The 13,594-nt window shown below is 63.4% G+C and carries 14 protein-coding genes and 2 pseudogenes; 8 read left to right on the top strand and 8 right to left on the bottom strand.

The features are described 5' to 3' along the window. The first annotated feature begins 166 nt into the window (after positions 1-166). The gene (locus ASD12_RS06205; RefSeq protein WP_056582956.1) at positions 167-1,192 is read left to right on the top strand and encodes a LacI family DNA-binding transcriptional regulator; all 1,026 of its coding nucleotides are present in this window, start codon (positions 167-169) and stop codon (positions 1,190-1,192) included. A gap of 203 nt (positions 1,193-1,395) precedes the next feature. On the opposite strand, the gene ASD12_RS06200 is transcribed toward ASD12_RS06205, so the two are convergent. The 3 genes and pseudogenes from ASD12_RS06200 to ASD12_RS32790 form a co-directional block, all read right to left on the bottom strand. Further along, the gene (locus tag ASD12_RS06200; protein WP_056582954.1) at positions 1,396-1,710 is read right to left on the bottom strand and encodes a hypothetical protein; all 315 of its coding nucleotides are present in this window, start codon (positions 1,708-1,710) and stop codon (positions 1,396-1,398) included. Positions 1,711-1,788: 78 nt separating this feature from the next. After that, positions 1,789-2,430: pseudogene (locus ASD12_RS06195) on the bottom strand (trimethylamine methyltransferase family protein); the annotation flags it as partial. A 1-nt stretch (position 2,431) separates the two neighbouring features. Beyond that, positions 2,432-3,037: pseudogene (locus ASD12_RS32790) on the bottom strand (FAD-binding oxidoreductase); the annotation flags it as partial. Between the two features lie 264 nt (positions 3,038-3,301). On the opposite strand from ASD12_RS32790, the gene ASD12_RS06190 reads away from it, so the two are divergent. Further along, positions 3,302-4,777, top strand: a complete 1,476-nt coding sequence (locus ASD12_RS06190) for an esterase-like activity of phytase family protein (RefSeq protein WP_056583099.1) — start codon at positions 3,302-3,304, stop codon at positions 4,775-4,777. Positions 4,778-4,835: 58 nt separating this feature from the next. Here ASD12_RS06190 and ASD12_RS06185 read toward each other — a convergent pair whose 3' ends face one another. Then, the gene (locus ASD12_RS06185) at positions 4,836-5,624 is read right to left on the bottom strand and encodes a L,D-transpeptidase (RefSeq protein ID WP_056582952.1); all 789 of its coding nucleotides are present in this window, start codon (positions 5,622-5,624) and stop codon (positions 4,836-4,838) included. Between the two features lie 182 nt (positions 5,625-5,806). Here ASD12_RS06185 and ASD12_RS06180 point away from each other — a divergent pair, with 182 nt between their 5' ends. The 3 genes from ASD12_RS06180 (at position 5,807) to ASD12_RS06170 (ending at position 8,474) form a co-directional block, all read left to right on the top strand. Further along, positions 5,807-7,318, top strand: a complete 1,512-nt coding sequence (locus ASD12_RS06180) for an MATE family efflux transporter (RefSeq protein ID WP_244482754.1) — start codon at positions 5,807-5,809, stop codon at positions 7,316-7,318. 51 nt (positions 7,319-7,369) lie between these two features. After that, positions 7,370-7,945, top strand: coding sequence for a TMEM175 family protein (locus ASD12_RS06175; protein ID WP_056582950.1), 576 nt, complete (start codon positions 7,370-7,372; stop codon positions 7,943-7,945). Positions 7,946-8,045: 100 nt separating this feature from the next. Continuing rightward, positions 8,046-8,474: an SgcJ/EcaC family oxidoreductase gene (locus ASD12_RS06170; protein ID WP_056582948.1), complete on the top strand. Its 429-nt coding sequence runs from the start codon at positions 8,046-8,048 to the stop codon at positions 8,472-8,474. 79 nt (positions 8,475-8,553) lie between these two features. Here ASD12_RS06170 and ASD12_RS06165 read toward each other — a convergent pair whose 3' ends face one another. Continuing rightward, on the bottom strand, positions 8,554-8,835 hold the full coding sequence (locus tag ASD12_RS06165) for a hypothetical protein (RefSeq protein WP_023668298.1): 282 nt from the start codon (positions 8,833-8,835) through the stop codon (positions 8,554-8,556). Positions 8,836-9,012: 177 nt separating this feature from the next. On the opposite strand from ASD12_RS06165, the gene ASD12_RS06160 reads away from it, so the two are divergent. Next, positions 9,013-9,879 (top strand): SDR family NAD(P)-dependent oxidoreductase, encoded by an 867-nt coding sequence (locus tag ASD12_RS06160; RefSeq protein WP_056582946.1) that lies wholly within the window; start codon positions 9,013-9,015, stop codon positions 9,877-9,879. Positions 9,880-9,882: 3 nt separating this feature from the next. On the opposite strand, the gene ASD12_RS06155 is transcribed toward ASD12_RS06160, so the two are convergent. From ASD12_RS06155 to ASD12_RS06145, 3 genes are all read right to left on the bottom strand, one after another. Beyond that, on the bottom strand, positions 9,883-10,308 hold the full coding sequence (locus ASD12_RS06155; RefSeq protein WP_056582944.1) for a low affinity iron permease family protein: 426 nt from the start codon (positions 10,306-10,308) through the stop codon (positions 9,883-9,885). A 300-nt stretch (positions 10,309-10,608) separates the two neighbouring features. Then, the gene (locus ASD12_RS06150) at positions 10,609-11,250 is read right to left on the bottom strand and encodes a DapH/DapD/GlmU-related protein (RefSeq protein WP_056582942.1); all 642 of its coding nucleotides are present in this window, start codon (positions 11,248-11,250) and stop codon (positions 10,609-10,611) included. Between the two features lie 86 nt (positions 11,251-11,336). Further along, positions 11,337-11,840, bottom strand: coding sequence for a CreA family protein (locus tag ASD12_RS06145; RefSeq protein WP_056582940.1), 504 nt, complete (start codon positions 11,838-11,840; stop codon positions 11,337-11,339). A 188-nt stretch (positions 11,841-12,028) separates the two neighbouring features. Between ASD12_RS06145 and ASD12_RS06140 the strand changes: the two genes are divergently transcribed. Both ASD12_RS06140 and ASD12_RS06135 read left to right on the top strand, forming a co-directional pair. Further along, positions 12,029-12,607 (top strand): SCO family protein, encoded by a 579-nt coding sequence (locus ASD12_RS06140; protein WP_056582938.1) that lies wholly within the window; start codon positions 12,029-12,031, stop codon positions 12,605-12,607. An 11-nt stretch (positions 12,608-12,618) separates the two neighbouring features. Continuing rightward, entirely contained in the window at positions 12,619-13,491 is an 873-nt protein-coding gene (locus ASD12_RS06135; RefSeq protein ID WP_056582936.1) for a 50S ribosomal protein L11 methyltransferase, read from the top strand. The last annotated feature ends 103 nt before the right edge of the window (positions 13,492-13,594 follow it).

Here is a 13,594-nt window from a genome sequence, read left to right as displayed (position 1 = left end):
GACCGATCGTCACGGCATCCACGGCAGGACCGTAAACGTTTTTCCGTAAACGTTTACGAGAACACACCCGAAGGCGTAGAATGTCAATTGGTCGATCGCGAAAATCGTCTTGTCGCCTTGGCCTGAGCGGCTGCCGGTGCTAGCCAAGCAAGGGGAGAACAGTCACTTGGCGTCCAGCATTCACGACCTTGCCCGTCACCTGAACATTTCCATCGGCACCGTGTCGCGGGCGCTGAACGGTCGCGCCGACGTCAATGCCGACACGCGCAAGCGCGTGCTCGAAGCGGCCAGGACGCTCAACTATTCGCCGAACCAGTCCGGCCGCAGTCTGCGGCAGGGCGCCACCCATTCGATCGCCTTCATGCTGCAGCCGCATCCGGGCGACCAGCAATATGGCGAACCATTCTTCATTCCGTTCCTGATCGGGCTGCAGGCCAGGCTCGCCGAAAGCGGGCTCGACCTGATCGTGGTGATGGGCGCGCCAGGCGACTACCAGCAGGAGCGCCTGCGCCGTGTCGTCGAGACGCGCCGCGCCGATGCGGTGCTGCTGGCCTGGACGCGGCGCGAGGACGAGCGCATCGACTATCTCACCCAGGCCGGCTTTCCGTTTGCCACGCTCGGCCGCAGCCGCTCCGGGGCAGAATCCTACCCTTCCCTCGACCTCGATTTCGAGAAGGCCGGAGCCGACGCGGTCGACCGCCTTGTGGCGCGCGGCCACCGCCGCATCGCCGCCGTCCGCCCGTCGCTCGATCTCAACTTCGGCTATCTGTTCCTGGCCGGCTACCGCAAGGCCTTGCGGCGACACGGCATCGAGGTCGACCCCGAGCTGATCGCGTCCGGCTTCATCAACGAGGCCGGCGGCTACGAGGTGACGCCGCAGGTCATGCGATCCAAGGACCCTCCGACCGCCATCATCTTCAACAATGATGCGATGGCGCTTGGCGGCTGCAAGGCGCTGGCCGAGATGGGGATCAGGCCGGGTCATGACATGGCGGTGACCGTCATCGTCGACACACCGCTCTGCCGCTATTTCTCGCCGGCGCTGACCGCCTTCCGCCCGGCGCTGGAGCCGATGGGACAGCGGCTCGCCGAAATGCTGCTCGCCTCGATCCCGGCCTTCGCCGGCCCGGAAGGTCCGCGGATCATCCGCGAAGTCTGGCCGCTGGAACTGGTCGCGCGCGACAGCGATTGAAGGTGCCGGATCGACCGTGAAATTTGCCCGGCCAGGCCCCAAGGTGTGTTGAGAGTCAGGCCGCGCCGGAGTCGAAGACGGGCGCGAAGCGACCAAACAAGATGGTCTTCGAGAACCGGAGCGGAGCGTACTTTTCGTACGTGAGCACAGGAAGTGCAGAAAACCTTCGTTTGCAGGTCGGCATTACCCGAATACCGCACACCTTAGTCCACCTTCTTCTCGCCCCGTTCGCCGGCTTTGACAATGTCGCCCGTGGTGAACAGGATTTCCTTCAGTTCCGCCCGCCAGTCCTTCTTTTGGCGCAGCAGGAATTCGAGGTCCATGCCGAAATGCTTGAACTCCTCGCCTTGCGCGTTCTTCATGATGGCGCGCGCCTGAGGATCCTTCTCCACCGAGATGCGCTGTTCGTACCAGCCGATCGCTTCCGCCTCCTCGATCAGGGAGGTGATCATGCGGGCAAAGGTCCGTACCTTCTGCGTCAGCTCTTCAGGCGGTTCGTGATACTGGTCGAATCCCATGTCGTCCTCCGTTGGCCATTCCCATGAATGCCCGGGAGCGACGCCGGTTCCCCGCCATTGCTGCAATTCCGCCAACGCTCACGACACCGGCGCGGCTCCACCCTCTTGCGTGCGCCGCGTTATGAACTCATCCAGCACGCCTGATGTGGCGACGGCCGAAGCCGGCGGCACGAAATCGGCAAGTGTGCGCCTCCAGACGCCGGTGGCGCGCTCGGTCGCCGTCTTCGACCCGCTTTGCGTCCAGTTGCCGAAATTCGACCAGTCGGCCACCAGCGGTTCATAGAAAGCCGCGCGATAGCGCGCCATGCTGTGGCCGGCCGAAAAGAAATGGCCGCCGGGCTGCACCCCGGCAATCGCTTCGAAATCAATCGTATCGGTGTCGCCGGGGGTCGCGGCGCAGAGTTCAGCCACCGTCTGTAACGCCTCGATATCGGTGATCAGTTTCTCGAAGGAGACACTGAGGCCGCCTTCCAGCCAGCCGGCGGCATGGATGCACATCGTCGCCCCGGCCAGTACCGAACCCCACAGCGCGAACTGCGTCTCGCGTGGCCTGCGCATCGGAGAGTTGGCCGCGCTGCCGCCGCCGGACCGCCACGGCAGCCCGGTGAAGCGTGCCAGCTGGCCAGCGCCCAGCGTCGCCTTGTCGTGCTCCGGCGTGCCGAAGGCTGGCGCCCCGGATCTCATGTCGACATTGGAGGAGAACGAGCCGTAGACGACCGGTATTGACGACATGCTCGGCGATGATGGTGCCCTGCTCCGTGGCGACGTCCCAGCGCCCGTAGGCGCGCGCCTTCAGCTCGACGGCCCGGTTGCGCAGGATGATGTCGGCGCCGCGCTTCTTCGCAGCACCCGCATAGGCGTGCGTCGTGCCGTACGGGTCGAGATGGCCTTCGTTGGAATCATGCAGGCCGCCGAGCACGCCGGTGACTTCGACGATCGGGCAGATCGCCTTGATCTCGTCGGGCTTGACCAGGCGCGCGGTCTCGATGCCGACCGACTGGAACACCGCCCAGGCCGATTTCAGCCACTCCCAGCGCGCGGGATCGCTGGCGATGTTGCCGCCGCCGGTCATGTGCAGACCGATGTCCTGGCCGGATTCGGCTTCAATCTCCCGGTAGAGATTGATGGTGTAGTCCTGCAGCGCCACCACATTGGGGTCGGCGTTGACCGCATGGAAGCCTGCCGCCGCGTGCCAGGTCGAACCGGCCGTCAGTTCGGCACGCTCGATCAGCGCCACATCGCTCCAGCCAAATCGCGTCAGATGGTAGAGGACCGAGGCCCCGACCACGCCACCCCCGATGACGACTGCGCGGTAGTGCGACTTCAAGGCTTCCCCTCCACGGCTAGTCCGAAGGCCGGACCATATCCGCGCCTGAGACTGACGGAGTGTTCAATTCTCTCCGGCAAGCGCACGTTTTTGTCGTCGCGTGGAGAAGTCGGCGGGCATGCATCGCGCACTGTCACGCAAGCATCATGTTCGCGCCGTAGACCGCGTTTCGGAGAGGCGCGCGCGGCATCATCGATGTCGCACCTCTTTCAGCTTTTCGTCCTGCGGCCGCTCCGGCACGCTTTGTCACAAAGAGGATTGTCCATGAAACACCTGTACCGAACCGCGACGCTCGGCGTCGCGCTGGCCTTGTTCACCGCCTTGACGCCGGCGCTCGCAGACAGCACCGCGACCGTCGGCGGCCTCGTCAACAAGGGGCTGGTCGGGGTCGGCCGCATCCCGGCCGCTCAGCGCGACAAGTTCGGCGAGACGTTCGGCTCGGGCTCCGGCATGTCGATCGACACATCCGGCTGGACCCATGACACCGCCGGCTACAAAGGTTCGCTCTGGCTGCTGCCGGACCGCGGCTACAATGTCGTCGGCACCACCGACTATCGTCCGCGCCTCAACACGATCGGCATCGAGTTCGCCCCGGTCGCACCGGGTGCGGCACCCGCTGCCGGCCAAGAGCAGACGGGCGTCAAGGCGACGCTCGCCGACACCACGCTTCTCACCGACGACAAGGGCGCTGACGCCACCGGCCTCGATCCGCTCAACGGCGTGCGCGCGGCAAGCGGCGACATGCCGACCCTGCCCGAAGCCAACGGCAAGCTAGCGCTCGACAACGAAGCCATCGTGCGGCTGCCAGACGGCTCGATGTTCATCTCCGACGAATATGGCCCGAACATCTACCGGTTCTCCGCCGACGGACATCTGTTGTCGGCCACCCAGCCACCGGCTGCGCTCGTGCCGATGCGCCACGGCGCGCCGAACTTCGCCTCGGACAATCCGGGCCCGGGTGCCGCCGAACCCGATCCGAAGGATCCCGATACCGGCCGCCAGAACAACCAGGGCCTCGAAGGCATGACGATGACGCCGGATGGCAAGTTCCTGATTGCCGTGCTGCAGTCGGCAACAAGGCAGGATGGCGGCGATTCCGGCTCGACCCGCCAGAACACCAGGGCTCTGGTCTATGACGCCTCCGACCTCGGCCATCTCAAGCTGGCGCATGAGTATGTCGTGCCGCTGCCGGTGTTCAAGGATGCCAAGGGCAAGACCAAGATCGCCGCGCAGAGCGAGATCGTAGCGCTCTCCGACAAGGCCTTCCTGATGCTGGCGCGCGACAGCGGCAACGGCCAGGGGCTGAAGGGCGACACCTCTCTGGTGCGCCAGATCTTCGTCGTCGACGTCTCGGCCGCGACCGACATCGCCGGCGGCGCCTTCGATGCCGCCGACAAGCCGCTGGCGCCCAAGGGCGTGCTCGACCCGTCGGTGACGCCGGCCAAGCTGACGCCGTTCATCGATATCAACGACAAGGGCGAACTCGGCCGCTTCGGCCTGCACGATGGCGCGCCGAACGACAAGAACAACCTGTCGGAGAAGTGGGAGGCGATGTCGGTGGTCAGCGTTCTCGATCCGAAGCTGCCCGACGACTACTTCCTGTTTGTCGCCAACGACAACGACTTCCTTGCCCAGGACGGCTTCCAGGTCGGCGCGCCCTACAAGGCAGAAGACGGCGCCGATGTCGACACCATGTTCCTGGTCTATCAGGTCACGCTTCCCAGCCTCGCCAAGAAGTAACGCCCCCTGCCCAGGCGGGCGCGTTTGACGCGTCCGCCTGGGCAGATCGTGAAGGCACTTACTTCAACATCTCCGCGTCCCTTGGCACACCCGCATCGATCGGTTCGGCTGTCCTGTTCGACACCGCGCTGATCTTGCCGGCGGCCGACAGGTTGGGGCGCACGAAGACCGGCGCGACGCCGTTGACCCGGCTGTAGAGGTCGATGATGTCCTGGTTCATGAAGCGCACACAGCCGGACGAAGCGTTCTTGCCAATGGAATCCCATTCCGGCGTGCCGTGCAGCCGGTACATCGTGTCTTTGCCGTCGCGGAACAGATACAGCGCGCGAGCGCCGAGCGGGCTCTGCGGGCCGGGCGGCATGCCGTCCTTGTATTTTGCCAGTTCCGGCCGGCGCTGGATCATTTCCGGCGGCGGCGTCCAGACCGGCCACTTCTTCCTCGCCTGAACCACGGCGCTGCCGGTCCATCCGAAACCGGCTTTGCCGAGGCTGACGCCATAACGGATCGCCTTGCCGCCGTCGCGCACCAGATAGAGGAAGTGCTCGGAGACATCGACGACGATCGTACCGGGTTTTTCTCCGGTCGGATCGGACACGATCTGGCGCACGAACTTCGGATCGAGCTCAGCGACCGGGATTGCCGGCAATTGATAGCCCTCATCGACGCGCGCCGCATACATGCTTGCGGTATCACCGAAAGCCGGATCGCTTGGCGGTGCCGCCACCGGCGGCGGCGCCACGTCCGTCGTGGAGCACGCCGAAAGAGCCACGGAAGCCGCGCCCAAGGCGGATGCACCGAGGAACGCGCGCCGGCTCAGGCGCTGAGAAAACAGCGGAATATCGGACATGAACCCCCCGGTCTATCCAAGATCTGTAGGAATGCGGCCCCACGCACCGAGGATCAATATCCCATTCCGGAAGCTTTGAGAACATGATTAGATCAAGGCATGAACTGTTCCGTTGAATCGGCAATCATCGCGGACCGGACTTGAAACAAACCTTCGCCGAGCTGCCAGCCATGGATGAAAAAATGCCCACGCGCCGGCGCGCCGGCGACCTGACCAGTGGCCCGATCCCGCGCACGCTTTTGCTGTTCGCCCTGCCGGTGCTCGGCTCCAACGTGCTGCAGTCGCTCAACGGGTCGATCAACGCCGTCTGGGTCGGCCGTTTCCTCGGCGAATCGGCACTGACCGCCACCTCTAACGCCAACCTGGTCCTGTTCCTGATCCTCGGCACGGTGTTCGGCATCGGCATGGCGGCCACCATCCTGGTGGCGCAGTCGGTCGGCGCCCGCGACCTGCCCGAAGCGCGCCGCATCGTCGGCACCAGCGCCACCTTCTTCTTCCTGGTCTCGATGGTGTTCGCGGTCTGCGGCTGGATCTGGGTCGATGCAATCCTGGGCGCGCTCGGCACACCGGCCGACGCCTTGCCGCTGGCGCGCTCCTATCTGCGCATCATCTTCGTCGCTGTGCCGATGATGAACCTCTTATCCTTCGTCATGACCGTGCTGCGCGGTGCCGGCGATTCGCGCACGCCGTTCTTTTTCATGGCACTGGCCGTCGTCCTCGACATCGTGCTCAACCCATTGCTAATCCGTGGCATTGGCCCGTTTCCCGAGCTCGGTATCGCGGGCTCCGCCACGTCCACGCTGATCGGCCAGACGGTGAGCGTGATCGCCATCCTCATCGTGCTTTATGTGCGCAAGCATCCGCTGAGGCTTGCCGGCGCCAACCTCGCCCTGCTGCGTCCCGACCCCACCTTGCTGCGCATCGTCGTCTTCAAAGGCGTGCCGATGGGCCTGCAGATGATCGTCATCTCCGTGGCTGCATTGACAGTGATGGGCATCGTCAACTCCTACGGCTCGCAGGTCGCCGCCGCCTACGGTATCGCCGCGCAGCTGTGGACCTACATCCAGATGCCGGCGCTCGCCATCGGTGCCGCGGTCTCCTCGATGGCGGCGCAGAATGTCGGCGCCGGGCGCTGGGACAGGATCGGCCGCATCGCCGCCTCCGGCGTCGGCTTCAACCTGGTCCTGACCGGCGCACTGGTTGCCGTGCTGTCCGTTTTCGACCGCCCGGTGCTGAGCCTGTTCCTGAGCAGCGACAGTGCTGCGATCGACATCGCCATCCACATCAACACTATCGCGTCGTGGTCGTTCATTCTGTTTGGCATCACCATCGTGCTGTTTGCCACGGTGCGCGCCACGGGTGCCGTGATGCCGCCGCTGATCATCCTGGTGATCTCGGTGCTGGTCGTACGCACCGGCTTTGCCTATTTCATGCGCGGCGTGATCGGCGAAGAAGCGCTGTGGTGGAGTTTTCCGGCCGGTTCGATCAGTTCCCTGATACTGGCCGCCGCCTACTACCGCTTCGGCCGCTGGCGCAGCATGCACATGATCGAGGACAGGCCGGCCGCCGGCGAGCCGCCGGACACCGGGCTTGGCGTACCGCGCGGACGCGCGAACATGACGCCCGAGACACCCAACGGGCTGAACGATCCGGCGCGCGGCCACCTCTCGTTCGCCCAGCCACATGGCGGGTAGCCGCACGTCCCGCCATCGCGTAGATTTTGCCCGAAAATCGGGGGGGGATCCATGGGCAAAGGCAGGGTCGAGGCATTTACCGACGGCGTCGTGGCCATCATCATCACCATCATGGTGCTTGAGCTGAAAGTGCCGCATGGCGAGGATTTCTCCGCCTTGGTGCCGTTGTGGCCGATCTTCTTCTGTTACGTGCTGTCCTTCATCAATGTCGGCATCTACTGGAACAACCTGCACAACATGTTCCACACCGTGCAACGGGTCGACGGACGCGTGCTGTGGGCGAACCTCAATCTGCTGTTCTGGCTGTCGCTGATGCCGGTGACGACGGCCTTCATGGGCGAGAACCATTTTGCGCCGGTGCCGGTCGCCGTCTATGGCGCCGACCTCGCGCTATGCGCCATCGCCTACACCATACTGGCCGCCGCGCTGCATCGCCTGCACGGCAATGACACCGCCTTTGCCAAGGCCCTCGGCAATGACCGCAAGGGAAAGATCTCGCTCGCCTTCTACCTCGCAGCCATACCGCTCACCTTCGTCAGCCAATGGATTGGCGTCGCGATCTATGTGCTGGTCGCAACCGTATGGCTCGTGCCGGATACGCGTTTCGCTCGGGTGATCGAAAAGTAGCCGCTATTTGCGGTAGTGTCTCAGTTTGAAATTTGACCTTGCCGTTGACGCATTCGGACTCCTATACGCTTAGCGGAAAGTATGTAGGAGACGTAGGGTCATGGGCGTGACGACCAGCAAGCCTGAGCATCTCGCTACCGCTTTTGCGAACGCTTGGAACCGGCATGATATGGATGAGTTTGCATCTCTGTTCGTCGCTGATGCTAATTTCGTCAACGTCGTAGGTGTTTGGTGGAAGGACCGATCCGAAATCGAAGCGGCGCACCGAGCTACTCATGACACCATGTTTCGGGATAGCCGATTGGAAGGCGATGTCTCGTCGGTTGTGAAATTGGCTCCGGGCCTTGCTTCCGTTCATTACACTTGGACCCTAACGGGAGTATCTGCCCCGGACGGGTCCCCGGCAGGGCTTAGGAAAGGCATATTGCTTCTGATTGCCCAAGAAGGGCCCTCGGGATGGCGTATAAAGGTGGCTCAGAACACTGATATTGTTCCTGGCACAATCGCCCCAGCCGGGTCGGAAATGTAACTCATGCCGACCGACCTAAAGGCAAGAAGCGCGCCGCCAACATGACACCAGAGCGGCGCGCCGAGGCTGAGACACTACCCTACTTGCGCATCGCTTTCAGCTTTTCCGCCACCGATGCGGCAAGGTCGGCATAGCGTTCCTCCAGCCGTTCAGCGGCCTTGATGATCGAGAAATCATGGCCGAATTTTTCCAACGCCATGCGCAGTTTCTCAACGAACTCGGCTTGTTTCTCCAAGGCGGAAAAGAGTGTTTTCACCTGCGCTTCGCTGATGTCGGGATTGGCCAGCATCTGCGGCACCTCACGGCCCATCTGGTCGCCGGTGGCGGTCTGTTCTTTTAGGATTGCGACCCAGTCCGTCAATCAGGAAATCTCCATTTGTCCCGGCAAAAGTCTGTTTTGCCACGGCAAAAAGTCTTTTTGCCGTGGCAACATGCGCAGCCTCGACCGGACTGGTCAACCCGACAAGGCGAGCAGAGGCTTGCGCAAGCCTGTTCCAGCGCTAAGTTCGGCGCCATCAAGAGAAGGAAGCCATCGCGCATGATCACCGACACCGAAATCCAGACCTCCCTGCCCGCGCTTGACCGAGGCAACGCCGCCGTCATCACCGGCGCCGCCAGCGGCATCGGTCTTGCGGCCGCCAAGCGGTTTGCGATGATGGGCATGAAGATCGTGCTGGCCGACATTGGCGGTGCGCGCCTTGACGATGCCGCGCGCGCCGTCTCTGCGATTGCCGGCGACGATGCCGTGCTTGCCGTCGCCGCCGACGTTTCGAAGGCGGATGAGGTGGACCGTCTCGCAGAACGGGCGTTCGGCGCCTTCGGCGGTGTGTCGTTGCTGATGAACAACGCCGGCGTCGGCGACAACCCCGGAAAGCCCTGGGAAAACCGCGATGCCTGGAAACGGCTGCTGGACATCAATTTCTGGGGTGTCGTTCATGGCGTCGAGGCCTTCACGCCGCGTATGCTGGCCTCGGCCAGGCCGGGCCTGATCATCAACACCGGCTCCAAGCAAGGCATCACCACGCCGCCAGGCAACCTTGCCTACAATGTCTCCAAGGCCGGGGTGAAGACCTTCACCGAAGGTCTGGCGCATGCGCTGCGCAGCGAACCCGATGCCCATGTCTCGGCCCATCTGCTGATCCCCGGCTTCACCTTCACCGGCCTTACCGAAGGCGCGACGGAAAAACCGGCCGGCGCCTGGACCGGCGAACAGGTCGTTGATTTCATGCTGGAAGCCCTGACCAGGCGCGATTTCTACATCCTGTGCCCGGACAATGAGACGGCGCGGCCGCTGGATGAAAAGCGCATGGCTTGGGCGATCGGCGACATCATCGAGAACCGCCCTGCTTTGTCGCGCTGGCATCCGGACCACAAGGATGCGTTCGCCGCGTTCATGAAGGGCTGATCGTCAGGCCGCGTTCTTCTTTGGCCCGCGCTTCGGGGCCGCGGCCTTCTTCGCCGCCATGGCGGCGATATGGTCGTCGTGCCGCTTGGCCGCACGTTCGCATTTGTCGCGGATTTCCTCGACTTCGGATTCGGTCAGGTGCTCGATGCCGATGAAGTGGTTGTGGCCCTCGCTGACCCGGATCAGTTCGTCGAGCTTGGCCTGGATCGCCGCACCGTCGCGATTCTGGGTGTTCTGGATCAGGAACACCATCAGGAAGGTGATGATGGTCGTGCCCGTGTTGATGACGAGTTGCCAGGTGTCCGAAAAGCCGAACAACGGACCGCTCACCGCCCAGATCACGACGATCAGGCAGCAGGCGGCGAATGTCGGCGCCAGGCCGGTTATATGGGCGACCCTGTTGGCGATCTTGGTGAAAAGCTTTTCCATCTTTCGAAATCCCTCAACGCTGCGACGCGATGAGAAACAACCGGCGACCGTTCAGGTTCCCAGCGCGAACAAATACGTCAGCCACAATTGAATACACGCATCAAGAGAACAAGGCAGAAAACACACCTTATGGGTTGAATGTCACAGTAACCCTGCAGGCAAGAGAGCCTGTTCCTTCCGCTTCACAGCGGTTTACCTCCAGCCCCTTCCGCTGCGCCACCCCCGCATGGCGGAAGGGGTTTCAGTCCGGAGCATGGCTTCCCGAAAGCGCCGCCCGGCTACAGTCGCGTTTGTGGGAGCTCAGGCTGCGTCGCTTTGCCAGTGGTCGAGGAAGGCTTCGATCGGCATTGCCTGCATGTCGGGAACCGCTCTGGCGAGCTTTGCGACCGGCCAATCCCACCAGGCGAGAGCTTCGATCCGCGCCGCAATATCCGGAGCGAAGCGCGGCCGGAGCGCCTTCGCCGGAACACCGGCAACGATTGCATAGGGCGGCACGTCCTGCGTCACCACTGCGTTGGCGCCGACCACGGCGCCATTGCCGATGGTAATCCCGGGCATGATCACCGCGCCGTGGCCGATCCAGACATCATGGCCGATGGTCACGGCTCTCGCCTGCCGCCGCTCGCGGAAGGCGGCGTCGACGCCCAGCCAGCGGAAATACTCGTTCGGCCGGTAGCTGAGCTTGTGCTGTGTGAGCCGCTCGATGGGATGCTCCAGCGCATTGATCCGGCTGTTGGCGGCGATCGAGCAGAATTTGCCGATCGTCGTGTAGATCGCTTCCGAGTGGCGTTCGAAATAGGAGAAGTCGCCGACCGTGACCTCGCGCAGCACCACCCGCTCACCGATCGAGGCATAGCGGCCGAGCTTGCACGCTTTGAGCTCCGCGGTCGGATGGATGCGCGGCTCGGGGTCTTTCGGGACGAGATTTTCGGAACGGTCCATGCCGGCGGCTTTACGTCAGGGCAATTGTTCCCGCAAGTCGAGAGCAATTGCCCATCAGACCAATTGCGCGAGGAAGTTCGACCCGCCTATTGCGGCTTGCCCTTGGTCCACACCACGTTCTGACCGTAGAGCGGCACGGTGCTAAGCGACATTTTGGCCGAGCCGTTCTGCACCTGGCGCGAATGCGAGAGATAGATCAGAGTCTCGTTCGCCTTGTCGTAGATGCGGTTCACCACCTGCTTCTTCCAGATCAGGCTGATGCCTTGCTTGAACACTTCCTCGCCGGCCTCGCTCATGTCGATGTCGCCGATGGTGATCGGGCCGGTCTGGCGGCAGGAGATCGAGGAATCGGACGGATCCTCGAACCAGTTTCCCTTGTGCAGGCGATCGATGATGCCGCGGTCGAAATAGGAGACGTGGCAGGTCACGCCCCCCACCTTCGGATCCTTGATCGCCTCGACGATGATGTCGTTGCCGAGCCAATCGACGCCGACCTTGCCGACTTCCTCGGCGCCAGCAGCGCCAGCGCCAAGGACAACGCACACGGCCAGCGCGCCGCCGATAAGTTTTCGCCCAATCAATCCTCGCAAAGGAGCCTCCTGCGGTTCGAGTTGCCGGTCACAGGTGGGGCGACCAGCCCGGCTTTGCAAGCAGATACGTCAACACCACCGCGGTTGCGGCAACGCGGCACTTTGCCTGCACGGGGCCGAACCGCTAAGACTGTCGCACGGGCGCGGCACTGAGCCGGCGCGACGATTTCTGCAGACGGACTTTTCTGATGATGCGTTCTATCCTGGTCGGAATTCTCGTCCTGATGGCGGCCGGCATCGGCTGGCTGACCTTCGACTGGTACCGCGGCCACTATGGCGGCGAGCCCTTCGGCGCCGCCTTTACCCTGGTCGATCAGAAAGGCGCGCCGATCACCGAGGCCGCCTTCAGGAGCCAGCCCAGCGTCGTCTTCTTCGGCTTCACCCATTGCCCCGAGGTCTGCCCGACCACGCTGTTCGAACTCGCCGGTTGGCTGAAGACGCTCGGCGACGACGGCAAGAATCTGCACGCCTATTTCGTCTCGGTCGATCCGGAGCGCGACACGCCCGACGTCATGAACGCCTATGTCAGCAATTTCTCCGACCGCATCACCGGCATCACAGGCGATCCGGACAAGGTCCATGCGATGGCCAAGTCGTTCGGGATCTACTGGAAGAAGGTCGACACCGGCGACGGCGACTACACGATGGACCACACCGCCTCGGTGCTGCTGCTCAACGCCAAGGGCGACTTCGCCGGCACAATCGCCTATGGCGAAAGTTCGGAAACGGCCGTCGCCAAACTGAAGCGTCTGGCGGCGAAAGGCTGACACAGGAACCCATGACCCAGACGCGGCTGCATTTCATCACCGGAAAGATCGAGTCCATCAGCATTTTCGCGGCGCTCGAGGCGGCCTTCGAAGAAGAAGGCCTGCCGATCGCCGTCCTGGAGGTCGACGAGGACAAAGACATCCACGAAGTGTCGCTCTATGCCGATGGCGACATCGAAATGGTCGAAAGCCGCTTGAAGGACATCCTTGCCGGGCTCTCCCTGTCGAAGCCGATCGAGCGCGAGGCCCTGCCCGACATCGACTGGGTGGCGCATTCGCTGGAAGAGCTGAAGCCGGTGCGCGCCGGCCGTTTCTTCGTCCACGGCGCGCATGACCGCCGCAAGCGCCACAGCGGCGAGCTCGCCATCGAAATCGAGGCCGGCCTCGCCTTCGGCACCGGCCACCACGGGACCACCGCCGGCTGCCTGGAGATGCTGGAAAGAGTGGTGCGGCGCGAGCATCCGCGCAATGCGCTCGACCTTGGCACCGGCAGTGCGGTGCTGGCGATTGCCGTCGCCAAGCTGGCGCATATTCCGGTGCTGGCGACCGACATCGATCCGGTGGCGGTAAAGGTGGCTGCCGCCAACGTGCGGCTCAACCACGTCAAGACGCTGGTGGAGACAGTGACCGCGCCGGGCTTCCACCATCCGATCTTTGGCAAGCGCGCGCCTTTCGATCTCATCGTCGCCAACATATTGGCACGGCCGCTGATGCGGCTGGCGCCACAAATGGCCGGTCATATCGCGCTTGGCGGCTCCATCGTGCTGTCAGGCATCCTCGAACGACAGCGCGACGCCGTCGTCGCGGCCTATGTCGGTCAGAACTTCCGCCATATCAGAACCTTGCACCGCGAGGGCTGGGTGACGATCCATCTCAAGCACTGAGGCAGACAGGCCGGCAACGACCCGGCTTGGACCAAGTTCCGCCGGTTGTCAGTCAAGCGATGCTGTAGCAGGTTGCGCCCAGCCGGAAATCGATTCCGATTTT

The sequence above is a fragment of the Mesorhizobium sp. Root102 genome, assembly GCF_001425625.1.
Classification (GTDB): Bacteria; Pseudomonadota; Alphaproteobacteria; order Rhizobiales; family Rhizobiaceae; genus Mesorhizobium.
The sequence above is the reverse complement of the archived record's forward strand: the minus strand, read 5'-3'. Positions and strand labels throughout refer to the sequence as shown.

Coding starts and splice junctions, on each gene's coding strand:
- ASD12_RS06200 (WP_056582954.1), bottom strand. CDS start 1,710: ATGGGATTCGACCAGTATCACGAACCGCCTGAAGAGCTGACGCAGAAG.
- ASD12_RS06150 (WP_056582942.1), bottom strand. CDS start 11,250: ATGGACCGTTCCGAAAATCTCGTCCCGAAAGACCCCGAGCCGCGCATC.
- ASD12_RS06140 (WP_056582938.1), top strand. CDS start 12,029: ATGATGCGTTCTATCCTGGTCGGAATTCTCGTCCTGATGGCGGCCGGC.
- ASD12_RS06190 (WP_056583099.1), top strand. CDS start 3,302: ATGAAACACCTGTACCGAACCGCGACGCTCGGCGTCGCGCTGGCCTTG.
- ASD12_RS06185 (WP_056582952.1), bottom strand. CDS start 5,624: ATGTCCGATATTCCGCTGTTTTCTCAGCGCCTGAGCCGGCGCGCGTTC.
- ASD12_RS06155 (WP_056582944.1), bottom strand. CDS start 10,308: ATGGAAAAGCTTTTCACCAAGATCGCCAACAGGGTCGCCCATATAACC.
- ASD12_RS06175 (WP_056582950.1), top strand. CDS start 7,370: ATGGGCAAAGGCAGGGTCGAGGCATTTACCGACGGCGTCGTGGCCATC.
- ASD12_RS06160 (WP_056582946.1), top strand. CDS start 9,013: ATGATCACCGACACCGAAATCCAGACCTCCCTGCCCGCGCTTGACCGA.
- ASD12_RS06170 (WP_056582948.1), top strand. CDS start 8,046: ATGGGCGTGACGACCAGCAAGCCTGAGCATCTCGCTACCGCTTTTGCG.
- ASD12_RS06135 (WP_056582936.1), top strand. CDS start 12,619: ATGACCCAGACGCGGCTGCATTTCATCACCGGAAAGATCGAGTCCATC.
- ASD12_RS06180 (WP_244482754.1), top strand. CDS start 5,807: ATGCCCACGCGCCGGCGCGCCGGCGACCTGACCAGTGGCCCGATCCCG.